The sequence below is a fragment of the Starkeya sp. ORNL1 genome (assembly GCF_012971745.1).
In the GTDB taxonomy this organism is placed as follows: Bacteria; Pseudomonadota; Alphaproteobacteria; order Rhizobiales; family Xanthobacteraceae; genus Ancylobacter.
The window spans coordinates 5,267,163-5,288,710 of sequence record NZ_CP048834.1 but is presented as its reverse complement, the minus strand read 5'-3'; the positions used below and the strand labels follow the sequence as shown (position 1 = coordinate 5,288,710).

Annotated in this window: 21 protein-coding genes; 13 read left to right on the top strand and 8 right to left on the bottom strand. The window is 64.8% G+C overall.

Going from position 1 to position 21,548, the window contains the following annotated elements; translation table 11 throughout:
* Nucleotides 1-31: 31 nt before the first annotated feature.
* The 4 genes from G3545_RS24905 to hisD all read right to left on the bottom strand — a co-directional run bounded on the left by G3545_RS24905 (nt 32) and on the right by hisD (nt 4,475).
* Nucleotides 32-898 carry an ABC transporter permease gene (locus G3545_RS24905; protein WP_170016711.1) on the bottom strand — a complete coding sequence of 289 codons (867 nt, stop codon included), beginning with the start codon at nt 896-898 and terminating at the stop codon, nt 32-34.
* A gap of 1 nt (nt 899) precedes the next feature.
* Complete coding sequence (locus G3545_RS24900) at nt 900-1,706, bottom strand: ABC transporter ATP-binding protein (RefSeq protein WP_170016709.1); 807 nt, start codon at nt 1,704-1,706, stop codon at nt 900-902.
* A 181-nt stretch (nt 1,707-1,887) separates the two neighbouring features.
* A complete protein-coding gene (locus G3545_RS24895; RefSeq protein WP_170016708.1) occupies nt 1,888-2,532 on the bottom strand; it encodes a GntR family transcriptional regulator in 645 nt (214 codons plus the stop codon).
* Between the two features lie 626 nt (nt 2,533-3,158).
* Nucleotides 3,159-4,475, bottom strand: coding sequence for a histidinol dehydrogenase (gene hisD, locus G3545_RS24890; RefSeq protein ID WP_170016706.1), 1,317 nt, complete (start codon nt 4,473-4,475; stop codon nt 3,159-3,161).
* A gap of 140 nt (nt 4,476-4,615) precedes the next feature.
* Between hisD and G3545_RS24885 the strand changes: the two genes are divergently transcribed.
* From G3545_RS24885 to G3545_RS24860, 6 genes are all read left to right on the top strand, one after another.
* Nucleotides 4,616-5,110, top strand: coding sequence for a VOC family protein (locus G3545_RS24885; protein WP_170016703.1), 495 nt, complete (start codon nt 4,616-4,618; stop codon nt 5,108-5,110).
* Nucleotides 5,107-6,318 carry an acyl-CoA dehydrogenase family protein gene (locus G3545_RS24880; protein WP_170016701.1) on the top strand — a complete coding sequence of 404 codons (1,212 nt, stop codon included), beginning with the start codon at nt 5,107-5,109 and terminating at the stop codon, nt 6,316-6,318. Before G3545_RS24885 ends, G3545_RS24880 begins: the two co-directional genes overlap by 4 nt.
* Nucleotides 6,319-6,373: 55 nt before the next feature.
* Nucleotides 6,374-7,072, top strand: a complete 699-nt coding sequence (locus tag G3545_RS24875) for a TetR/AcrR family transcriptional regulator (protein WP_170016699.1) — start codon at nt 6,374-6,376, stop codon at nt 7,070-7,072.
* 241 nt (nt 7,073-7,313) lie between these two features.
* Nucleotides 7,314-8,048, top strand: coding sequence for an FCD domain-containing protein (locus G3545_RS24870; RefSeq protein ID WP_170016697.1), 735 nt, complete (start codon nt 7,314-7,316; stop codon nt 8,046-8,048).
* A 189-nt stretch (nt 8,049-8,237) separates the two neighbouring features.
* Nucleotides 8,238-9,479: a hypothetical protein gene (locus G3545_RS24865; protein ID WP_246702561.1), complete on the top strand. Its 1,242-nt coding sequence runs from the start codon at nt 8,238-8,240 to the stop codon at nt 9,477-9,479.
* 97 nt (nt 9,480-9,576) lie between these two features.
* Nucleotides 9,577-10,647, top strand: coding sequence for a GTP-binding protein (locus G3545_RS24860; RefSeq protein ID WP_170016695.1), 1,071 nt, complete (start codon nt 9,577-9,579; stop codon nt 10,645-10,647).
* A gap of 322 nt (nt 10,648-10,969) precedes the next feature.
* Here the strand turns inward: G3545_RS24860 and G3545_RS24855 are convergent, their stop codons facing one another.
* A complete protein-coding gene (locus G3545_RS24855; RefSeq protein WP_246702560.1) occupies nt 10,970-11,542 on the bottom strand; it encodes a DUF3455 domain-containing protein in 573 nt (190 codons plus the stop codon).
* A gap of 155 nt (nt 11,543-11,697) precedes the next feature.
* On the opposite strand from G3545_RS24855, the gene poxB reads away from it, so the two are divergent.
* A complete protein-coding gene (gene poxB, locus G3545_RS24850) occupies nt 11,698-13,431 on the top strand; it encodes a ubiquinone-dependent pyruvate dehydrogenase (protein ID WP_170016694.1) in 1,734 nt (577 codons plus the stop codon).
* Nucleotides 13,432-13,578: 147 nt separating this feature from the next.
* Here the strand turns inward: poxB and G3545_RS24845 are convergent, their stop codons facing one another.
* Nucleotides 13,579-14,523: a LysR family transcriptional regulator gene (locus G3545_RS24845; protein WP_170016692.1), complete on the bottom strand. Its 945-nt coding sequence runs from the start codon at nt 14,521-14,523 to the stop codon at nt 13,579-13,581.
* Between the two features lie 83 nt (nt 14,524-14,606).
* On the opposite strand from G3545_RS24845, the gene G3545_RS24840 reads away from it, so the two are divergent.
* The gene (locus tag G3545_RS24840) at nt 14,607-15,008 is read left to right on the top strand and encodes a cupin domain-containing protein (protein WP_170016690.1); all 402 of its coding nucleotides are present in this window, start codon (nt 14,607-14,609) and stop codon (nt 15,006-15,008) included.
* A 50-nt stretch (nt 15,009-15,058) separates the two neighbouring features.
* Here G3545_RS24840 and radC read toward each other — a convergent pair whose 3' ends face one another.
* Together radC and map are read right to left on the bottom strand one after the other, a co-directional pair.
* Nucleotides 15,059-15,814 (bottom strand): DNA repair protein RadC, encoded by a 756-nt coding sequence (radC, locus tag G3545_RS24835; protein WP_170016688.1) that lies wholly within the window; start codon nt 15,812-15,814, stop codon nt 15,059-15,061.
* Entirely contained in the window at nt 15,811-16,641 is an 831-nt protein-coding gene (gene map / locus G3545_RS24830; RefSeq protein WP_170016686.1) for a type I methionyl aminopeptidase, read from the bottom strand. Before map ends, radC begins: the two co-directional genes overlap by 4 nt.
* Nucleotides 16,642-17,003: 362 nt before the next feature.
* On the opposite strand from map, the gene G3545_RS24825 reads away from it, so the two are divergent.
* The 5 genes from G3545_RS24825 to G3545_RS24805 are packed head-to-tail and all read left to right on the top strand — an operon-like array spanning nt 17,004 to nt 21,451.
* Complete coding sequence (locus G3545_RS24825) at nt 17,004-18,323, top strand: NtaA/DmoA family FMN-dependent monooxygenase (RefSeq protein ID WP_170016684.1); 1,320 nt, start codon at nt 17,004-17,006, stop codon at nt 18,321-18,323.
* A 30-nt stretch (nt 18,324-18,353) separates the two neighbouring features.
* Complete coding sequence (locus G3545_RS24820) at nt 18,354-19,205, top strand: transporter substrate-binding domain-containing protein (RefSeq protein WP_170016682.1); 852 nt, start codon at nt 18,354-18,356, stop codon at nt 19,203-19,205.
* Nucleotides 19,206-19,236: 31 nt separating this feature from the next.
* On the top strand, nt 19,237-19,944 hold the full coding sequence (locus G3545_RS24815) for an ABC transporter permease subunit (RefSeq protein WP_170016680.1): 708 nt from the start codon (nt 19,237-19,239) through the stop codon (nt 19,942-19,944).
* The gene (locus G3545_RS24810; protein WP_170016678.1) at nt 19,941-20,699 is read left to right on the top strand and encodes an ABC transporter permease subunit; all 759 of its coding nucleotides are present in this window, start codon (nt 19,941-19,943) and stop codon (nt 20,697-20,699) included. The genes G3545_RS24815 and G3545_RS24810 overlap by 4 nt, the downstream gene beginning before the upstream one ends.
* Before the next feature lie 8 nt (nt 20,700-20,707).
* A complete protein-coding gene (locus G3545_RS24805) occupies nt 20,708-21,451 on the top strand; it encodes an amino acid ABC transporter ATP-binding protein (protein ID WP_170016676.1) in 744 nt (247 codons plus the stop codon).
* Nucleotides 21,452-21,548 lie beyond the last annotated feature (97 nt).

Genomic DNA, 21,548 nt, shown 5'->3' with positions numbered 1-21,548 from the left:
GCAAAAGTCTTCAACTTTTGCGGAACATGCTCTAGCGGGTCCGCCAAGCCTTGGCACGCTTCCGGCTCATCGCCGCCATGCGGGCGTCGTTGCGCCAGTAGACGAGGTGGTCGTCGACCTTCTCCATGGCCATGAAGAGCAGGTAGCCGACCACGGTCAGCATCACCAGCACGGCGAAGGAGGCGGCCATGTTCAGCGCGAAGCTGTAGCGCTGCATCAGTACGCCCATGCCTTCGCCGGCGGAGATGAATTCGCCGACGATGGCGCCGATCAAAGCCAGCGAGATCGCCGCCTTCAGGCCGGCCATGATGATCGGCATGGCGCTCGGCAGCATCAGGCTGAAGAAGATCTGGCTCTTCTTGGCGCCGATCGAGCGGAACATCTCGTGCGCGTCCTCATCGATATTGATGAGTCCGGTCAATGTATTGATGAAGGGCGGGAAGAAGCAGATCAAGGCGCCGATGGCGATCTTCGGGCTGGTGCCGAAGCCGAGCCAGGCGATGATGATCGGCGCCAGCGCGATGCGCGGAATGACCTGCAGCACGATCACATAAGGCGAGATGTAACGCCGGAAAGTCTCGCTGAGGCCCGCCGCGACCGCGAGCAAGATGCCGACCACCGAGCCGATGACGAAGCCCGCGAGCGCCTCCCACAGCGTGATGCCCATATGGTACCAGGCATTGCCACGCACGAAGAGCATGTCCCACAGCGCGACCACGATCGCGCTCGGCCGCGGCAGGATGAGCGAGTCGACCAGGCCGAAGGCGCTGGAGGCTTCCCAAACCGCGATGATCGAGAGGAACAGCGCCAGGTGGCGGGCGACACGCCCGAGCACGACGCCGCGCGGAGTTCCGGTATCTACGACGCCGGCAAAGGAATCATTCGTGGCAAGGCTCATCTCAATGCCCTCCCAGGATGGAACGGACTTCCGAGACCATCTCGTTGAAGGCCGGCGTCTGCATCAGCGAGATCTCGCGCGGACGGGCGAACGGCACATCGACGATCTTGGCCAGACGGCCGGGACGCGGCGTCATCACCATCACCTGGTCGGCGAGGAAGATGGCCTCGGAGATGTTGTGGGTGACGAAGAGCGTGGTTGCGTCGACATCGTCGACGATGCGCAGCAATTCGAGGTTCAGCCGCTCGCGGGTGAACTCGTCGAGCGCGCCGAACGGCTCGTCGAGCAGCAGGATCTTCGCCCCGGTCTGCAACAGGCGAGCGAGCGCGACGCGCTGCTGCATGCCGCCGGACAGCTGGCGCGGAAAGGCGAACTCGAAATCCTTGAGGCCGACGAGGCGCAGGAGATCGATGGCGCGCTCCTTGTCGGCGCCGGTCGGCGTGCCGCGAACTTCGGTGGGCAGCAGCACGTTCTCCACCGCCGTGCGCCATTCCAGCAAGGTCGGGCGCTGGAACATCATGCCGACATCGGGGGATGGCCCGTTCACTTGCCGGCCCAGCACGTCGAGGCTGCCGGAGGTCTTGCCGATCAGCCCGGCGATCAGCCGCAGCAAGGTCGACTTGCCGCAGCCGCTCGGCCCGACCAGCGAAACGAAGGTGCCGCGCTTGATGTCGAAACTGGCGCTCTCCAGTGCGACGACGTCGCGATTGAAGACTTTGGCCACCCCCGTGGCGGAGATGACGGCATCGTCGGCCAGCGGCGCTGGGGCCGTGCGGGCCGGGATGATGTTGGCGGCTAGAGCATTCATATATTCGGCTCCTCCTCGCCGAACGCGCAACCGGGTGCATTCGCCCGGAGCGGCGTTGGGACGACGTGGGTGTTTCCTGCGCCGATGCCGGGCTTCAAGCGGACCGGTCCTCGGCAGTTCCCTTTAGTTGATTGCTCGCGGGCGCCTTTGTTCGCAGGCGCCTTCTCTCGACCGGCGGTCGTCAGGCGACGATCGACCGGCTTTCCAGCGCACGCAGGATCTGGCTCTGCGATTTGCCGACGTGACGCCGCACCACCCGCGCCGCGGCATTGCCGTTGCGCGCCTGCAGCGCATCGATGATCTCATTGTGGTCGCGCAGCGGCCCTTCCGAGCCGCCGGGATCGCCAATGGCCGAGAGGCTCACCATGCAGAGCCGCTCATAGAGATCCATCACCCGCCGCGTCTCCTCCGCCAGACGGTGGTTCTGCGACAGCACGGCGAGATGGTGGTGGAAATTGCGGTTGTATTCCACGAACACGGGCACGGAGGAACGATCGGCATCGCGATAACGGTCGAGTGCCTTGAGCTCCGCATCGGAGGCGACAGTGGCGACCTTGCGCACGCAGGCGCTCTCCAGGATCTGCCGCAGTTCCAGCATGTCCTCGGCGTCCTTGATCGAGATCGGACGGACGCGATGCCCGCGCCGCGGCTCGATCTCGACGAGGCCTTCCAGCTCCAGCTTCTGCATGGCGTCGCGCACCGGCGACTTCGAGACCCCGAAGCGCACCGCCAGATCGGCTTCCCGCAGCTCGGCGCCGGGCCGGATCGAGCAGGAGAGGATCTCCCGCCGGACCAACTCATAGACCCTGTTGCGAACGAGGTTCATAGCCGAAGCGACCCTTCGTGGAATATCAGGAAGGCTATATTGATCGACCGATAACGTCAACATGACAGAGATGAGGAGATGCCACTTTCCCTAGGGAAACGTCGCTGCGATGCAGCATCACACAAGGAAATCAACGAACAAAGCACGCAAAATCAAACGTCTTGCGGCGTACTCGAAACGTCAGTCAGATATGTCAGTGCTTCTGTCTTGATGCATCGGTGCTTCTTCACTGAAGCAGGGTGATCGTCATGCCCGGGCCTGTCCCCGGCATCCACGACCGCAACGACGGCGCAACCGTGGATGGCCGAGACGAGCCCGGCCATGACGGCACTCGTCATGTTGCGCAAGAGCTGAAGCTTGAGCCGATGACCCGACTGTGTCCGGTCGCGGACGGGCAACGCCCGTCAGATGATCGCGAAACAGCCCTCGCGGCGTGCCCGCTTCCAGAGCCGGTAGCCGTAGAGCCACCATATGAAGGTGAGGAGCGACGCCATGACACGGTCATATATCATTTTACCTCAAGGTGTGATGACAGATCCGTCCGCTCGCATCCACCTGCACAAAGAAAAAAGGCCGGAGCTCATCGCTCCGGCCAGCCAGGGGAAGGGTCCAGATCGAGGGAAGTTTCAGCTGGCCTTCGCTGCCGCCCCGGCATAGGGGACATTGCCGCCGCCATAGCGGCGCACGCGCACATTCGCCTGCTCGGCATGGCCGAGGAAGCCTTCGAGCACGCACAGCCGCGAGCAGTATTCACCGACCATGGCGCTCGCCGCGTCGGTGGTAACCTTCTGATAGGTGCAGGTCTTGATGAACTTGCCGACCCACAGCCCGCCGGTGTAGCGCGCCGCGCGCTTGGTCGGCAGCGTGTGATTGGTGCCGATCACCTTGTCGCCATAGGCGACATTGGTGCGCGGGCCGAGGAACAGCGCGCCGTAATTGCGCATGTTGTTGAGGAAATAGTCCGGATCGGCGGTCATCACCTGCACATGCTCGGAAGCGATGCGGTCGGCCTCGCGCACCATCTCCTCCACGCTGTCGCAGACGATCACCTCGCCGAAATCGCGCCAGGAGGCGGAGGCGATCTCCGCGGTCGGCAGGATGGTCAGCAGCCGCTCCACCTCGGCCAGCGTCTCGCGCGCCAGCTTCTCCGAATTGGTCAGCAGGATCGCCGGCGAGGTCGGCCCATGTTCGGCCTGGCCCAACAGGTCGGTGGCGCAGATTTCGGCATCGACGGTGTCGTCGGCGATGACCAGCGTCTCGGTCGGGCCGGCGAACAGGTCGATGCCGACGCGGCCATAGAGCTGGCGCTTGGCCTCGGCGACGAAGGCATTGCCGGGCCCGACCAGCATGTCCACCGGCGCGACGCTCTCGGTTCCCAGCGCCATCGCCGCCACCGCCTGGATGCCGCCCAGCACGAGTATCTCGTCGGCGCCGGCGAGATGCATGGCGGCGACGATCGCCGGATGCGGCCCATTCTGGAACGGCGGCGCGGCGGCGACCACGCTCGGCACGCCGGCGACCTTGGCAGTGACCACGCTCATATGGGCGGAGGCGACCATCGGATACTTGCCGCCCGGCACGTAGCAGCCGACGCGTGCCACCGGCACGTTCTTGTGCCCGAGAATGACGCCCGGCAGCGTCTCCACCTCGAGGTCGGTGAGACAGGCGCGCTGCTTCTCGGCGAAATTGCGCACCTGCGCCTGCGCGAAGCGGATATCGTCGAGGTCGGACTTCGAGACCTTGGACAGCGCCGCCTCGATCTCTTGCGCGGAGAGGCGGAAGCTCGCCGGCGACCAATGATCGAAGCGCTCGGAATAGCGCCGCACCGCGGCGTCGCCCTCGGCCTCGATTTCCGCAAGAATCCCCTCGACGGTGGTGCGGACCTTGGCGTCGGCGTCGGCCCGCTCGGTTGCCGAGCGCGCGGTCTTCAGATGGCGAGCCATGATTTCCTCCCGGCGCTGCGAGCGCCTCTTATTTATCGAGTGAAAACTAAAGCGGACCCCGATGTCAAGCCGGACAGCGGGCTTGCCAAGCCGGTCGCAGAGGTTTATTTATCGACTGATAATTATAACCGGAGGACGCCATGAAGGCTACCGGCCTGAACCATCTGTCGATCGGCGCCAGGGACGTCGATGCCTCCGTCCGCTTCTATGCCGAGATGTTCGGCATGGAGCCGATCCCGACCTATAATTTCGGCTTCCGCACCCAGTATCTGCGCTGCGGCAACCAGCAGGTGCACATTTTCAGCTTGCCGGACGCGGCGACGCGCTACCAGCATTTCGCGATGAACGTCGATGACTTCATGGCGGTGTATGAGCGCGCCAGGGCCGCCGGCATCATCGACCACGAGACCTTTGGCAATGGCGTCAACGAGATGCCGGACGGCACGGTGCAGCTCTATCTGCGCGATCCCGGCGGCAATCTGGTCGAGGTCGATTGGCCCGATGTCACAACTCTCGACACGTCGCGTATCCCGGAACTGAAGCGCCTCGCCGATCGCTTCGAGCAGAAGGGCGAAAATCTTCAGGCAACTCTCTACCTCGGCCGCCGCGATGATGTCTGGGGAGATCGGGTATGACGACCCTCGCCTCCCCCGCCCTCATCCAGCCCGGCACCGTCCGGCGCCACGCCGAATTGCTGGCCCGCGCCACCGATCTCGCCGCCGTCCTCGCGGAGCGCGCCCCGCATGCGGAAGAGTTGCGCCGCCTGCCGCCGGAAAATGAGCGCGACCTGCACGAGGCCGGCCTCTACCGCATGCTGCAGCCCTTGAGCCTCGGCGGCGCCGAACTCGACTATACCTGCCTCATCACCATCGGCTCGGCACTCGCGGCGGGCTGCGCCTCCACCGCCTGGAACCTCACCAATCTCGCCAGCCATCACTGGATGCTGGCGATGTTCCCGCCGCAGGCGCAGGACCGCATCTGGGGCGAGGATCGCGACGCGCTGATCGCCTCCTCCTTCGTCTTCCCCGCCGCCAAGGTGGCGAAGGCACCGGGCGGCTATGTGCTCTCCGGCCGCTGGCCGTTCTCCTCCGGCGTCGATGTCTGCCAGTGGAACATGCTCGCCGGCATCGTGAGGGAAGAGGGCGGAGCGCCCGACCACCGCATCTTCCTGCTGCCGCGCAGCGACTATGAGATCCTCGACACCTGGCACGTCACCGGATTGAAGGGCACCGGCTCGCAGGATGTAGTCTGCAACGAGGTGTTCGTGCCGGAGGCGATGACCGTCCCGGTCGCCCACCTGAAGGGCGGCGTGACACCGGGCACCGAGCGCCATCCCGCCCCGCTCTATCGGCTGCCGGTGTTCGCTCTATTCCCGGCGATCCTCTCCGGCGTCGGGCTCGGCAATGGCGAAGGCGCGCTCAACGCCTTCGTCGATTCCACGAAGAAGCGTACCGCCAGCTATACCGGCGCGCGGCTGTCCGAACTGCAGAGCACGCAGATCCGCATCGGCGCGGCGGCGAGCAAGCTTTCGCATTCGCGGCGCGTCATGATCGGCATATGCGAGGAGGCGATGCGCGATGCCGAGCGCGGCCATGTGCCGGACATCGTCACCAAGCAGGCCTATCGGCGCGACCTTGCCTACGCCACCAATCTCGCCACCGCTGCCGTCGATGAGATCAATACCGGCAGCGGCGCGCAGGCATTGTTCCTCGCGGGCGCGCAGCAGCGCCGCTTCCGCGACGCACATGCTATAAGCGCGCATATTGCTTTCAGCGCCGACATGGCGAACGCTGCCTATGGCCGTGTTGCGCTCGGCTTTGAGACCGACAATCCCGTGGTCTGAAGGTTGCCCGTGGTCTGAAGGTTACCTGGGTTTGAAGGACGCAAGACAGGACACGATGGTATCCCGGCTCGACATTGATGCGGCACCAACCCTGCCGGACGACGCGGCAACGCCGCGTCGGGCGAGGATCAGTCCGCAGGAACGCCACAAGGAGTTCGTCCGCAAGGCGGTGGAGCTGTTCTCGGAGGTCGGCTTCGAGGCCGGCACGCGCGAACTCGCCCAGCGCCTCGGCGTCACCCAGCCGCTGCTCTATCGTTACTTCCCGAGCAAGGACGATCTGATCACCGCCGTCTATCGCGAGATCTATGTCGACCGCTGGAAGCCGCAATGGCGCGAGGCACTGCTCGACGAGAGCCGGCCGATCCGCGAGCGCATCCTCGCTTTCTATGAGGACTACACCAACACGATCTTCACGCCGGAATGGCTGCGCATCTATCTGTTCGCCGGCCTGCGCGGCGTCGACATCAACAAGCGCTATTCGGCGACTGTGGAGCAGGAGATCATCCGCCCGATCGCCACCGCCACCCGCAAGGCCTTCGGACTGTCCGAGAAGGAAGCGCTGACGGCGGAGGAGTTGGAGCTGTTCTGGACGCTGCAGGGCGGCATCTTCTATTACGGCGTCCGCGAGGTGGTCTACGGCTTCCAGATGCCGGTCGACCGCCCGACCATGATCCACAATTCGGTGGACACCTTCCTCGAAGGCGTCGCCTCGGTGCTCAAGCGGATTGCGAAGAAGCCGGCCAGGAAGCGGTGAGCCTTTATGCCGTCATCCCGGCCGCAGCCCGCAGGGCGGAGAGCCGGGATCGCGTGCCGCGAAAGGTGCCCCCTACCTTGCTACGATCCCGGATTGGCCCGCGGCCGTCCGGGGATGACGACGTTGGGGGCCTCCCGGCAAAAATTTCGAACATCCTGTTCTTGATTGAAAACCCGCGTCGCGACATTATGACGGTACGGCGTCCTTGCGGGCGCCTCCTATGCATTGGAGTTCGAACTCTTTGTCCCTGCAGCATGCAGTCGGCGGCGAAGACGATACCAGTACGCTGGGCGTCGAGATCTATTCGCGGCTGCGACGTGACCTGATCGCCGGCCACCTCCAGCCCGGCGAGCGGCTGCGTTTCCGCCAGCTCAGCGCCGCCTATGGCGTCGGCATCGCACCGCTGCGCGAGGCGCTGTCGCGGCTGGTGTCGGATCAGCTGGTGCGCTTCGAGGGACATCGCGGCTATACCGTCGCGCCGTTGTCGCTGCACGATCTGTATGACCTCTGCGCGCTACGCACCGAACTCAGCTGCAAGGCACTGCGCCAATCCATCGAGCGTGGCGACGATGATTGGGAGGCCGAGATCCTCGCCGCCCTGCATCGGCTGGAACGCAGCCCGCTGCCGCATTCGATCAGCGAGCGCAAGACCATCGACGAGTGGGAGCAGCGCCATGACCGCTTCCATTTCAGCCTGATCTCGGCCTGCAACTCGCCCTGGCTGCTGCATTTCTGCGGCGCGCTGTCCGATCATTTCCAGCGTTATCGGCGCGCCGTCATCGTCGTCACCTCTTCGTCCGAGGAACTACTGAAGCGCGTGCGCGACCAGCACCGTGCCGTCGCCGAAGCCGCCATCGCCCGCGACGCGGACGTCGCCACGGATATCCTCGCGCGCCATTTCCAGGGCAGCGTCGAGGTGGTAGCCCGAAACTATGAGGCGATCGCGCGGGACATCTCCGGACAGGTCGGCGCCTAGCCGGACTTGGATACCCCAACGCTCGTTATGGCCTTGTCCAGCCACGAAGCCGCCCGCGTTCATAAAACCCGCCCCTTGCATTGACTCATCCGCGATGTTCGAACATTCTTTATATTAACAATCATAGAGCTGCCCTGCAAACGATTGCACGCACTACGTGCAGGGCGCATATTGGGAGGATGACCGCCTATGCTCGCCGATGCCGCTGTGGATTCCGCCGGAAAGCCCGACCTCATCAATGGCATGCGCCTGATCGGGCATGATTTGCTCGCCGGTTTCGGCGGCGTCGGCGAGGGCATGTCGCTGCAGCGCGCGCCCGATGGCCGGCGCATCATGTGGATGGCCCATGAAGGCCCGCCGAAGAACTTCACCGGCGTCGATGTCACCGATCCGCGCAATCCCCGCGTCGTCGTGCAGACCGACCTGCCGCACAACAAGGTGCGCTCCAACTCGCTGGAGACGGTCGGCAACATCATGGCCGTCGCCTACCAGACCTATGAGCCGGGCCTGAAGCCGGCGGGCATCGAACTGTTCGATATCTCGGTGCCGGAGAATCCGCGCTCCATCAGCTTCTTCGATTGTTCCGGCCCCTATTCGCGCGGCGTCCACCAGGTGTGGTTCGTCGATGGCGAATATATCCATTGCGCTTCCGGCGCTGCCGATCTCAAGCCGCGCAACCAGAAGGACGACCAGGTCTACCGCATCATCGACGTGCGCGATCCCTCGAAGCCGATCGAGGCCGGCCGCTGGTGGCAGCCCGGCACCATGGACGGCGACGATGCCGCACCGCCGACTCGCCTCGCCATCGACAGCGGCGTGCGCGCCCACAACACCAATGTCTATCCGGAGCGTCCGGACCGCTGCTATCTCGGCTATATCGACGGCGGCGGCTATGTGATGGACATCTCCGACAAGTCGCGTCCGAAGGTGATCTCGGCGTTCAATCCGAACCCGCCCTTCCCCGGCTTCACCCACACGGTGATGCCGCTGTTCAGCCGCGAATTGCTGGTCGTCACCCATGAATGCGTGCACGACAACGGTCTCGACTGGCCGAAGCTCAACTGGCTGGTCGACGCCCGCAAGGAAGACAATCTCGTCCCGATCTCGACGCTGCCGATGCCGCCGGTCGAGGAATATGCCCGCAAGGGCGGGCGCTTCGGCTGCCACAACCTCCATGAGAACCCGCCGCGCGACACCGCGCTGCGCTCCGACACGCTGATCTTCTCGACCATGTTCAATGGCGGCTTGCGGGTCCACGACATCAACAACCCGCTCCAGCCTCGCGAGGTTGCGGCCTTCGTGCCGGCGACGCCGAAGGGTTCGCGTGCCGGTACCGCGCAGATCAACGACGTCTATGTCGACGAGAACGGCATCGTCTATTGCGTCGACCGCCACATTGGCGGGCTCTATGTGCTGGAACTCGACATCTGAGAATCAGCTCTTACTCCCCCTCTCCCCTCGGGAGAGGGGGAAGTCGCCATCGCGGCACGGCGATTGTGATTCTGAGCCAGACACTGAGGGCGGCACCATGACGGATGGCGCGAGCGCGATGATCCCGATCACGCTGGTCACCGGGTTTCTCGGCAGCGGCAAGACCACCTTGCTGAACAATCTGCTGCGCGACCCGGCGATGACGGACACCGCCGTCATCATCAACGAGTTCGGCGATGTCGCCATCGATCATCTGCTGGTGGAGAGCGCGGTCGAGAACGCCGTTGTGCTGCAGAGCGGCTGCATCTGCTGCTCGGTGCGCGGCGATCTCGTCGACACGCTGTCCGACCTCAAGGGCAAGGAGGCGCGGGGCGAGGTCCCGCCCTTCTCGCGCATATTGATCGAGACCACCGGCCTCGCCGACCCGACCTCCATCGTGCAACTGTTCGCCACCGAGCCGACTCTTGCCGGGCTGTTCCGGCTGCGGGCGGTGGTGACGACAGTCGATGCGGTGAATGGCGGCGCGCAGCTCGACGGTTTCGAGGAAGCGGGACGGCAGGTGGCGCTCGCCGACGTGCTGCTCGTCACCAAGGCCGACATTGGCGAGGCGGCGACGACCGCAGCGCTGTGCGAGCGGCTGCACCGGCTGAACCCGGGTGCCGAGATCGTCGAGGTTCTGCACGGGCACTTGTCGCCGGCAGACCTGTTCGAGCGCGCGCCGGAGGCGCCCTCAGGCGACGGAAGCAATGTCCAGCGCTGGCTGAAGGCGGAAGCATTCGAGCACGGCCACGATCATCACCACCATCATCACGATCACGATCACGATCACGACCATCACCACGGCCACAGCCACCACGACGCCGCGATCAAGGCCTTCGCCGTCACGCTCGACACGCCAATCGCGCGCGACGCACTACGCCGCTGGCTGAACTCGGTGCTGTCGCTGCGCGGCAACGACCTGCTCCGGATGAAGGGCATCGTCAATGTGAGGGGGGAGGACGGGCCGATGGTGGTGCATGCGGTGCAGCAGGTGGTGCATCCGCCGGTGCACCTCGCCGCCTGGCCGAGCGCGGATCACTCGACGCGCATCGTCTTCATCACCCGCAACATCTCGCAGGCCGCGCTCCAGCGCAGCCTCGAACTGCTCGCCGCACCAGACGCCGCCTAGTGTACTGGCGTCATCCCGGCCGCAGCCCGAAGGGCGGAGAGCCGGGATCGCGTGAAGTCCCGCTCGGCACTTTCAGCGATCCCGGATCGGCCTTGCGGCCGTCCGGGATGACGATATGTGCTAAGGCGTCCGGTCGAGTTTTCGCGGATCCATATCGTGTACGCAATATGCCGAACCCGCGACGCAGAAGCTTGCGCGCAGGTATCTGCCTATTGAGCGCAGTATCGAAGCGAAGGACATTGGCGTGACCTCCCGGATTATATTTTCCTGGAAGCTAGCCATAGATGCGACCAACAAGCAACCGCCTCGGCTTCGATAAGGATCAACTACCTTTCTTGAGGAATGTGTAGTCGGCCGAGTAGGGCACGCTCCGCAACGCTCCGGCCGTGTCGCACTGCCCGACGGCGACCCCGCCTTTGGTGTTGAGCCTCTGGACCGTCGTGACGCCGCTGAGCCTGCCGGTGCCGCGGCTCGACGCAACATCGAGCTTCAACCATGGAATGTCTTCCGGTGTCGCACCCGGAGCACGAGCGGCCTGCTTGCCGACCACCGCACTGCCGTCGAGCATTTCCCAGGTCGGACCGGCGTAATGCCGCCCAACCGTCTTGCCGTCGATGAGGAGTGTCGCGATCGGCTCGCGGAACTGCCAGACGAGTTGTCCGCCCGCATCGGCCTTGCAGTCGTAGATCTGGGCACCCTCGGCGTGAGCCGTGGCAATCAGGGTCTCGGTTGGAGCCGCGATCGCGTCCGGCACTTGCTGGGGCACCTGGGCGCTTGCGGTCGACGCCGCTGAAAGCGGCGCGAGAAGCGCAACGACGAATGCGGCGAGCGACGGCGTGTTCATGGCGATGGTTTCCCTCGGCTGCGTCAGTGGGTTGCCGGTGATACGCCGCATCTGTGGCGGTTTCGGGCGGTATGTAAGGGGGCGGAGCGCCATCCCAACGTATGGTCGGCCCACCCAGCATCCTCAGCTATGGTCGGCGTACCGAACAGCAATCGCATACCCTGGACGCCCTGGCTCGCCGCATCGCCCTTCCAAGGAGCAAAGTCATGAAGACCGTCGCGGACCAATTCGCCGAAACCCTCGCCGCCGTCGGCGTCAAGCGGATATATGGCATCGTTGGAGATAGCCTGAACGGCCTGACGGATTCGGTGCGTCGACAGGGCAAGATCGAATGGGTCCATGTCCGGCATGAGGAAGTTGCCGCCTTCGCCGCGGGGGCCGAAGCGCACCTGACGGGAGAACTGGCGGTCTGCGCCGGCAGCTGCGGCCCCGGCAACCTGCACCTCATCAATGGCCTCTTCGACTGTCAGCGCTCCCGCGTGCCCGTGCTCGCCATCGCCGCGCACATTCCATCGGCCGAGATCGGCAGCGGCTATTTCCAGGAAACCCGTCCGGAGGATCTGTTCCGCGAGTGCAGCCATTATTGCGAACTCGTCTCCGGCGCCAACCAGATGCCGCGCACGCTCGAAGTCGCCATCCGCGCGGCGGTTGGCAAGCGCGGCGTGTCGGTGGTGGTTATGCCCGGCGACGTGGCGCTGCAACCCGCCTCCGCCGCCCCGCCGCCCAAGATCGCGGGCCTGCTGCCGGCGGCGCCGGTCGTGATGCCGGCAAAGGCCGACCTTGAGCGACTGGCGGCACTGCTCAATGGCGGCGGGCGCGTGACCATATTGTGCGGCTCCGGATGCCAGGGCGCGCATGAGGAGTTGCTGGCACTCGGCGAACGTCTCAAGGCACCCATGGTGCACGCGCTGCGCGGCAAGGAGCACGTCGCGTGGGAGAACCCCTATGACGTCGGCATGACCGGGCTGATCGGCTTTTCGTCCGGCTATTACGCCATGCGCGATTGCGATGTCCTGCTGATGCTCGGCACCGATTTTCCCTATCGGCAATTCTATCCTGAAGGGGCCGGCGTGCGCATCGCCCAGGTCGACCTGCGCCCGGAGCAGATCGGCCGGCGCACCCCGGTGGATCTGGGCGTGGTGGGCGACGTTCGCGCGACGCTCAAAGCGCTGCTGCCGCTGCTTGATCTAAACACGGACGGCGCACATCTCGCGCAGGCGCAAGCGCATTATGCCAAGACACGCCGGGCGCTGGATGATCTGGCGGTGGGCGTGCCCGGCAAGAAGTTGCTCCATCCGCAGCAGGTCGCCAAGGCCATCAGCGATCACGCTGCGCAGGACGCCATCTTCACCTGCGACGTCGGCCTGCCGACGGTATGGGCCGCGCGCTACCTTGCGATGAACGGGAGCCGACGGCTTCTCGGCTCGTTCTGGCACGGCTCCATGGCCAATGCGATGGCACAGGCCATCGGTGCCCAGGCGGCGTTCCCCGGCCGGCAGACAATCTCGCTGTCCGGTGACGGCGGCTTCGCCATGCTGATGGGCGATTTCCTGAGCCTCGTGCAGCTCAATCTGCCGGTGAAGGTGGTTGTCTTCAACAACAGCTCGCTCGGCTTCATCGAGCTCGAGCAGAAATCCACCGGCTTTCTCGAAACCGGCACCGAACTCAAGAATCCGAACTTCGCAGCCATGGCCGAGGCGGTTGGCGTGCGCGGGATCCGGATCGAGGATCCGGCCGATGTCGATGCCGGGATCAAGGCCGCATTCGAGCATGACGGGCCGGTTCTGGTCGATGCCGTGGTGAACCGCACCGAGCTTGCCATGCCTCCTGCGGTGACGCTGGACATGGCGAAAGGCTTCACGCTCTACATGGTGAAAGCCGTGATGAACGGCCGCGCCGACGAAGTCATCGATCTCGCCAGATCCAATTTGTGGCGCTAGAGCATTTCCCGATCAGATGGAATCATCTGGTCGAAGAGGAATTGCTCCAGCTTATTGAATCTAGAGCCCTTATCGTTCGGATGTTCCATCCGAACGATAAGGGCTCTAGTCCGTCCACGGTCTCCCTCGATTGGGCCACCGCGCCGGTCAGCTGGATCGGGCAGCGGTCACCGGGCGCGATTGCGGCAATTGTCGCGCCCAATGGTCGGCGAACGCCCGGACCCGCTCGCTCATGTCGGCGCGGTTCGGAAATGACAAGCTCATCGTCACCGCGCCGGAAATGTTCGGAAGAGTGCGCCGCAGCCTGCCCTGCTCGACGTCCGGCATGCACAGCCCGACCGGCAGCACACCCACTCCATGTCCTGCCGTGGCAAGGTCTCGGATCAGGAGAAAATTGTTCGCCTGGATGGCCGGCTCGGCTGGAAAAGCGGCGCAGAAGACGCGACGCTCGAGGAAGCTGCGCATCTCGCGCGGCGGCACGATCAGCGTCCGCACCTCCGCGAGCGTTGTCGGCTCCCCATGCTGTTGAAGGTAGCCGGGGCTCGCGAACAGGCCGTATTCGGCCGCGAACACCGGGCGCATGACGGCGTCCTGAGGATTGGCGATCCCGATCCGCAGCGCGATGTCGATATTGTCCGACACGAGGTCGAGCAGCGCGTTGCCGAGGATGACCTCGAAGGTGACCCGGGGATGCCGGGCGCGGAAGCTCCCGATCGCCTCCGCCAGGAAGCGGGTGGGAAAATCCGCCGGCGCGGTCACGCGGATCGGACCTTTGAGCTCGCCACCGACCGCGCCAATCGAGGTGACCGTCTCGGCGAGCGCGCCAAGCGCCGCGGCCGCCCCGTCGAACAGCGCCCGCCCCTCCTCTGTCAGGGCAACGGCGCGGGTCGAGCGCTTGAACAACCGCACGCCCAAGGCCTCCTCCAGTGTCCGCACGCGCAGGCTGACGGTGGAACGCGGCATGCCGAGCCGGCGTGCCGCTGCCGAGAAACCGCCGGCCCGCACGACTTCGATGAATGTCCGGACGGCATTGAGGTCCATACTGTCCATCCTGCTGGACAGTGTAGATAGGAATTGCCCGCTGGAGCGCACAGCGGCCCCACCCAACTATGTCCCCATCGACACTTTGATGGAGACACATCATGAAAAGCGGCAGGATCGAGAGCAGCGACGTCGTGAGCTTCGCCGGCCTGACGACCGAGATCATCGCCGGCGACGACGGCAAGGTCACGGTCATGCGCATGACGGTGACGCCGAAATTCGGTGCACCGCCGCATATCTCCTATGACGAGGACAAGATCTTTCTCGTGTCCGCGGGAACGCTGCGCTTTACCGTGGGAGACAGCACTTTCGACGTTCACGCTGGCGACTTCGTGGCAGTGAAGGGCGGCGACGTCCACGGCTTCGTGAACCTGCAGCAATCCGATGCAATCCAGGTGCTGGTGTCGACGCCGGCGCGGCACCACGACTTCTTCCGCGCAATGGCGGCATTACCCGCCAATTACGATCCGGCCGAGCTCGAGGCGGTCTGCCGAACGTTCAACCAAAAGATCGTCGGCACGCTCCAGAAGGGCTGAGCCGCGCGCCGCGTGGTCGGCCGCAGTCGCCCGGCCGATGAGGGCGGAGCTCAGATCAGCCGCAGCCCCTTGAGGCTGGCGTGGCCGTCCTTGCCGACGATGATGTGGTCGTGCACCTCGATGCCCAGCGGCTTCGCCACATCGATGATGGTCTTGGTCATCTGGATGTCGGCGTTCGATGGTGTCGGGTCGCCGCTCGGATGGTTGTGCACCAGTATGACGGCGCTCGCCGCCAGTTCCAGTGCCCGCTTCACCACCTCGCGCGGATAGACCGGGGTGTGGTCCACCGTGCCGCGCTGCTGCACCTCGTCGGCGATCAGCTGGTTGCGCTTGTCGAGGAACAGGATGCGGAACTGCTCATGGTCGGCGAACGCCATGGAGGCGCGGCAATGCTCGATCACCGCGCTCCAGGAGGAGAGCACGGCGCGGGCGCGCACCTTGCCGCGGGTCACCCGCTCCACGGACGCGCCGATCAGCTTCAGCTCGGTGACGATGGCCTCGCCGACCCCCTTCACCTCGCGCAGCCTTTTTGGCGGCGCGGAGACGACCTCGGCGAAGGAGCCGAAATACTGGATCAGCTGCTTGGCGAGCGGCTTCACATCTGCCCGCGGCACGGCGCGGAACAGCACCAGCTCCAGCAACTCGTAATCCGGCAGCGCCTCGCCGCCGGCCTGGCGGAAGCGTTCGCGCAGCCGCTCGCGATGACCGACGAAATGCGGGACGGCCGCCTCGGCGAGACCGGCGCCGGATTTCGGACGCGCGATGTTCGGCTCGTCCTCGTCCGCGTCGTCCGCCGCAGCACTCATAGCGGCGTGCCGAACACCGGCTTGTGATAGCCCTTGGGCGACAGCGTGAAGATCTCGACGCCGTTCTCGGTGACGCCCACCGAATGCTCGAACTGCGCGGAGAGCGAACGGTCGCGGGTCACCGCGGTCCAGCCGTCGGAGAGCACCTTCACGTGCGGGCGGCCGAGATTGATCATCGGCTCCACGGTGAAGATCATCCCCGGCAGCAATTCGGGGCCCTCGCCGCGCCGGCCGACATGGACGACGTTCGGCTCGTCATGGAACAACTGGCCGAGGCCGTGGCCGCAGAAGTCGCGCACCACGCTCATATGGTACGGCTCGACGAAATCCTGGATCGCCGCGCCGATATCGCCGACATGGGCGCCCGGCCGGATCGCCTTGATGCCGCGCATCATCGATTCATAGGTGACGTCGAGCAGCCGCTCGGCCCGGCGCGGGATCGGCCCCACCGGGTACATGCGGCTGGAATCGCCATGCCAGCCATCGAAGATCAGCGTCACGTCGACATTGACGATGTCGCCTTCGCGCAGCGGCTTGTCGTTCGGGATGCCGTGGCAGACCACATGATTGATCGAGGTGCAGGTCGATTTGCGGTAGCCGCGATACATTAGCGTCGCCGGATAGGCGGCGTTGTCCATGCCGAACTCGAACACCAGCCTGTCGATGGCGTCCGTGGTCACGCCCGGTGCGACCATTTCGTGCACCAGGTCCAGCGCCTCGGCGGCGAGCCGCCCGGCGCGGCGCATGCCGGCGAAGCCTTCGGGCCCGTGCAGCTTGATATGGCCGGTCTTACGCAGCGGCGCATTTGCCGCTTCCACATAACTCATAGGCGGGAATTCCAAAGGTTTTGTTGGCAGGAATGTAAGCCATCCGGCGAGCGGCGCAACTGAGCGCGTGCCGGAAGATGCCTTTGAGGTTTCCGGATCCGCGCGGACCCGCCACGCCCCGGCCCGGGGGAATGCCGAGAAGACGCGGTTCCACGCATTACGCAATTGTCCGAAAAATAGTCGGCTAGCCGAATTGGTAGGCATGCCTCGAATTTGCGCAGCCGAATAATGCTTTGCCTCTTGGCGATATTCGCCCTTTCGCACCTCCGCTAGCCTCGACTGTACGACCGCAAATGTAACTGAAGGTTGTCATTTGCGGCCAGAGGTTACAGTGCGCATCTCATCTGTGTCGAAGGTATAGAATGTCTGCGAATCCCTTCCACCTTGCCTGGTTTCTTCAAGGCTCGAGCATTCAGGCCTGGGGTGAGCCCTGGACGGGCAATATCAGCGAGGACTGGATGGTCCCGGACATGTTCCTGGACCTGGTGCGCGGCATGGAACGCGCCTGCTTTGACTATATTCTGATCGAAGATTCGATCTATGTCGGCCAGAATTGGCGAAATTCGCGCGACATATTCCTGGAAGGCGGCATCTGCGTACCGCGTCAGGAACCGTCCGTTGTCGCAACCCTGATGGCCGCCGCCACCAAGCGGCTCGGCATCGTGCCGACGCTCTCGACCTTCGCCTACCACCCGTACCTCACCGCGCGCATCGTCGGCTCGCTCGACCAGGTATCCAGCGGCCGTGCTGGGTGGAACATGGTGACCGGCAGCTCCGACTTTTCCGCGCAGAATTTCGGCATGGACAAGCTCCCGGAGCATGACCAGCGCTATGTGATGGCGCAGGAATATATCGAGATCGTCAAGCAGCTCTGGGGTTCCTGGGAGCCCGGCGCCATCGTCGCCAATCGCGAGACCGGCGTGCTGATCGATCCTGCCAAGGTCCACACCATCGACTATGAGGGGCAATATTACCGCTCCCGCGGCCCGCTGAATTCCGGCCCCTGCCCGCAGGGCCTGCCGGTGATCGCGCAGGCCGGCGGCTCCCGGAGCGGGCGCACCATCGCGGCCACCCACGCCGACACCATCGTCGCCGCGCCGAACGGCATCGCCGCCATGAAGCAGTACCGCGACGATGTGCGTGCCCAGATGGCCGAGCTCGGCCGCGACCCGAACGATTGCAAGGTGCTGTTCCTGCTCTCGCCGATCGTCGCCGAGACCGAGGAACAGGCGCATTGGTACGCGGAGCAGCGCCGTGTTTCGGCGGAGAAGAACATCGAGGCGAGGCTCGCCCGCTTCGGCTGGAGCACCAATCTCGATCTCTCCGGCTGCGACCTCGACACCCCGGTCAGCCAGCTGACGCTGACCACCAATGGCCACCAGTCCAGCCTCTCGCAATTCCTCACGCGGGCCGGCGACAAGTCGCTGCGCCAGGCCATTATCGACCATGTCAGCGTCGGCTATTGCGTCGATGTGGTCGGCACGCCGGACAGCGTGGCGAGCCAGATGGACGAGATCATGCAGGAGGTCGGCGGCGACGGCTTCCTGCTGGTGCTCGGCGATGTCAGCCGCCGCTCGGTCGCCACCATCATGGACGGGCTGGTCCCGGTCCTGCAGCAACGCGGCCTCACCCGCCGTGCCTATGAGCATGCCCACCTGCGCGACAACCTCCTCGAATTCTGACCCCCTCCTTCCAGCCAAGGATTCACGCCGATGCATGCAAAGACGCTTAAGCCGGTTCGTTTCCTCCGCACGCTCGGCAGCCTCACGGCCGCTTCGTTGCTGCTGGCGGGCAGCCTCACCGGCGCCGAGGCCGAGAAGCTCCGGCTCGGCAATGAGGGCGTCTACCCGCCCTTCAGCATCGTCGATTCCGACGGCAAGCTCACCGGCATGGAGCCGGAGCTTGCGCGCGAGGTGTGCAAGCGCATGAAGGCCGATTGCGAGATCGTCGCCATGGATTTCAAGGCGCTGATCCCTTCCATGCTGCAGGGCAAGTTCGACATGATCGCGACCCAGATCGCGCCGACCCCGGAGCGCAAGGACAAGGTGCTGTTCCTGACGCCGATCGTCTACAACCCGGCAACCTTCATTGCGCCGAAGTCGAGCGACTACACCTATACCAAGGAAGGCATGGCCGGGAAGAAGCTGCGGATCGCCCTGCAGCGTGGCGCTTCGATGGTGAAGTACATCCAGGACCGCTTCGGCGACGAATTCACCTATGTTTATTACGACAACCCGGACCAGATGAAGCTTGACCTGCTGGCCGGTCGTCTCGACCTGGTCTTCGATTCCAAGATCAACTGGACGCTGGAGCTCATCGCCAAGCCCGAGGGCAAGGATTACAAGCTCACCGGCGGCGACCACTGGCTCGGCGACCCGGCGATCCCGGAAGCCGAGCGCGGCTATAGCTGGATCGTACCGAAGAAGAGCGAGGAACTGGCGAAGCGCGTCAACGCCACGCTCGCCGAGATCATCGCCGACTGCACCTATACCAAGATCCGCAAGAAGTGGGTTCCGGTGCCGACGATCACCGCCGAGGGCGCCTGCGTCGACAAGGTGAACTGAACCCTCTCGAAGCAGCAGCGGGGACAGCGCAATGAGCCTCTGGACGAGCCTCTCCGGGGCGCAGCTCTACGGCTATCTCGGCCAGCTCGCCGCGGGGGCGCTCGTCACCATGGAGCTGTTCCTGCTGAGCTTCGCGCTGGCGATGCTGTTCGGCATGCTGATTGCGATCGCGACACTCTCGGGCAGCCGCATCACCGAGGCGATCTGGCGCGTCTATGCCTCGATCTTCATGGGCGTGCCCTCGCTGCTGGTGATCTTCCTGATCTTCTATGGCGGCAGCGCCATGCTCACCGCCGTGCTCGGCGATCTGGCCCCCGACGTGTCGCCGTTCGGCGCGGGCGTCGCCGCGCTCTCCATCGTCTATGCCGCCTACATCGCCGAGCTGATCCGCGGCGCGGTCGGCAACCTGCCCAGGGGCCAGTTTGAAGGCGCCCGCGCGCTCGCCATCCCGCGCTTCATCATGTGGTGGCGGGTGATCATGCCCCAGGTGATGCGGCTCGCCCTGCCGGGCCTCGTCAATCTGTGGATGTTCATGCTGAAGGAGACGCCGCTGGTCTCGCTCGCCGGGCTGCACGATCTGGTGGGCGCGGCGAAGATCGCGGCCGGCGCCACCAAGGAGCCGTTCATCTTCTTCATCGCCACCGCGCTGTTCTTCATCCTGTTCAGCGGCCTCACGCTCAAGATCGCCGATGCACTGGAGATCCGGCTTGAGCGCGGGCGCGCGCGGGCGAAAGCATGAGCGGGCTCCCGATCGACCTTGCGCTCGCCTACGACAGTTTCCCGGCGCTGCTGCGCGGGCTGACGATGACGGTGGCGATCACCCTCCTCTCGCTCGCCTGCGGGCTGGTGCTGGCCTTCCCGATATGCTTCGCCCGTATGTCGGAGCGCGCCTGGGTCCGCCAGTTCGCGGGGACTTTCATCGTTTTCTTCCGCGGCGCGCCGGTGCTGATCCTGCTCTACCTCGTCTATTACGGCTTCGGCCAGATCGAGGCGCTGCGCAACGGTCCGCTCTGGCTGCTGTTCGGCAGCGCCTTCGGCTGCGCCATCGTCGCCTTCAGCCTCAACCACGCGGCCTTCATGGCCGAGGTGCTGCGAGGCGCCCTACTCGCCGTGCCGGCCGGCATGGTCGAGGCGAGCCAGGCGCTCGGCATCTCGCCGCGCAACGTCTTCCTCTATGTCCGCATGCCGCTCGCCATACGCTATGGGCTCAAAGCCTACCAAAACGAGGTGGTGAGCTTCATCAAGGGCACCGCCATTGTCAGCGTTGTCACCATCACCGATCTCACCGCGGTGGCGAACGGCATCTTCGAGCAGACCTATGATCCCTTCACCCCCATCCTGTGCGCCGCCGCGCTCTATTGGGCCTTCGTGAACACGGTGCGCCTCGGCTTCCGGGTGTGGGGCGATCATCTCGACCGGCACAATGTGGAAGAACCCGCCACGCGCACCGTCCGCAAGCCGCGCGCGATCCGCATCGGCAAGGAGGTGCTGTGAGCGCCCCCATGGATACGCGCCCAGTGGCCATCGCCATTGCGGGCCTGGAGAAATGGTACGGCACGCATCACGCGCTCGCCGGCATCGACCTCGACGTGCATCGCGGCGAGAAGATCGTGATTTGCGGGCCGTCCGGCTCCGGCAAGTCGACGCTGATCCGCTGCATCAATCGGCTGGAGCCGCACAGCGCCGGACGAATCCGGGTCAACGGCATCGAGGTGAGCGGTGATCCCTCCGCCATCCAGGATGTGCGGCTGGAAGTCGGCATGGTGTTCCAGCACTTCAACCTGTTTCCGCATCTCACCGCGCTGGAGAATTGCACGCTGGCACTCAAGCTCAATCGCGGCCTCGCCAAGGAACAGGCCGACAAGATCGCCATGAAGTATCTGGAGCGCGTGCGCGTTGCCGAGCAGGCGCACAAATACCCGGTACGCCTCTCCGGCGGCCAGCAGCAGCGCGTCGCCATCGCCCGCGCGCTGTGCATGGAACCGCCGATCATGCTGTTCGACGAGCCGACCTCGGCGCTGGACCCGGAGATGGTCAAGGAAGTGCTGGAGGTGATGGAGGAACTCGCCGGCGGCGGTGTCACCATGATCTGCGTGACCCACGAAATGGGCTTCGCCCGCCGCGTCGCCGACCGCTGCATCTTCATGAGCGAGGGGCAGATCGTGGAGAGCGCGCCGGCGGACGCCTTCTTCACCGCGCCGCGCACTGAGCGGCTACGGGAATTCCTTGCGCAGATATTGCACTAAAGACGACCTCATCCTGAGGTGCCCGGCAAAGCCGGGCCTCGAAGGATGCCCATCCCAGATGGCCGTCTTCTGCTTCAGCATCCTTCGAGGCTCGCTA

Excerpts from the sequence above, each read along its gene's own strand:
- G3545_RS24905 (WP_170016711.1), bottom strand. The coding sequence starts at position 898 with ATGAGCCTTGCCACGAATGATTCCTTTGCCGGCGTCGTAGATACCGGA.
- poxB (WP_170016694.1), top strand. The coding sequence starts at position 11,698 with ATGAAGACCGTCGCGGACCAATTCGCCGAAACCCTCGCCGCCGTCGGC.
- G3545_RS24875 (WP_170016699.1), top strand. The coding sequence starts at position 6,374 with ATGGTATCCCGGCTCGACATTGATGCGGCACCAACCCTGCCGGACGAC.
- map (WP_170016686.1), bottom strand. The coding sequence starts at position 16,641 with ATGAGTTATGTGGAAGCGGCAAATGCGCCGCTGCGTAAGACCGGCCAT.
- G3545_RS24885 (WP_170016703.1), top strand. The coding sequence starts at position 4,616 with ATGAAGGCTACCGGCCTGAACCATCTGTCGATCGGCGCCAGGGACGTC.
- G3545_RS24815 (WP_170016680.1), top strand. The coding sequence starts at position 19,237 with ATGAGCCTCTGGACGAGCCTCTCCGGGGCGCAGCTCTACGGCTATCTC.
- G3545_RS24810 (WP_170016678.1), top strand. The coding sequence starts at position 19,941 with ATGAGCGGGCTCCCGATCGACCTTGCGCTCGCCTACGACAGTTTCCCG.
- G3545_RS24895 (WP_170016708.1), bottom strand. The coding sequence starts at position 2,532 with ATGAACCTCGTTCGCAACAGGGTCTATGAGTTGGTCCGGCGGGAGATC.
- G3545_RS24860 (WP_170016695.1), top strand. The coding sequence starts at position 9,577 with ATGACGGATGGCGCGAGCGCGATGATCCCGATCACGCTGGTCACCGGG.
- G3545_RS24805 (WP_170016676.1), top strand. The coding sequence starts at position 20,708 with ATGGATACGCGCCCAGTGGCCATCGCCATTGCGGGCCTGGAGAAATGG.
- G3545_RS24865 (WP_246702561.1), top strand. The coding sequence starts at position 8,238 with ATGCTCGCCGATGCCGCTGTGGATTCCGCCGGAAAGCCCGACCTCATC.
- G3545_RS24825 (WP_170016684.1), top strand. The coding sequence starts at position 17,004 with ATGTCTGCGAATCCCTTCCACCTTGCCTGGTTTCTTCAAGGCTCGAGC.
- hisD (WP_170016706.1), bottom strand. The coding sequence starts at position 4,475 with ATGGCTCGCCATCTGAAGACCGCGCGCTCGGCAACCGAGCGGGCCGAC.
- radC (WP_170016688.1), bottom strand. The coding sequence starts at position 15,814 with ATGAGTGCTGCGGCGGACGACGCGGACGAGGACGAGCCGAACATCGCG.
- G3545_RS24855 (WP_246702560.1), bottom strand. The coding sequence starts at position 11,542 with ATGCGGCGTATCACCGGCAACCCACTGACGCAGCCGAGGGAAACCATC.
- G3545_RS24880 (WP_170016701.1), top strand. The coding sequence starts at position 5,107 with ATGACGACCCTCGCCTCCCCCGCCCTCATCCAGCCCGGCACCGTCCGG.
- G3545_RS24820 (WP_170016682.1), top strand. The coding sequence starts at position 18,354 with ATGCATGCAAAGACGCTTAAGCCGGTTCGTTTCCTCCGCACGCTCGGC.
- G3545_RS24900 (WP_170016709.1), bottom strand. The coding sequence starts at position 1,706 with ATGAATGCTCTAGCCGCCAACATCATCCCGGCCCGCACGGCCCCAGCG.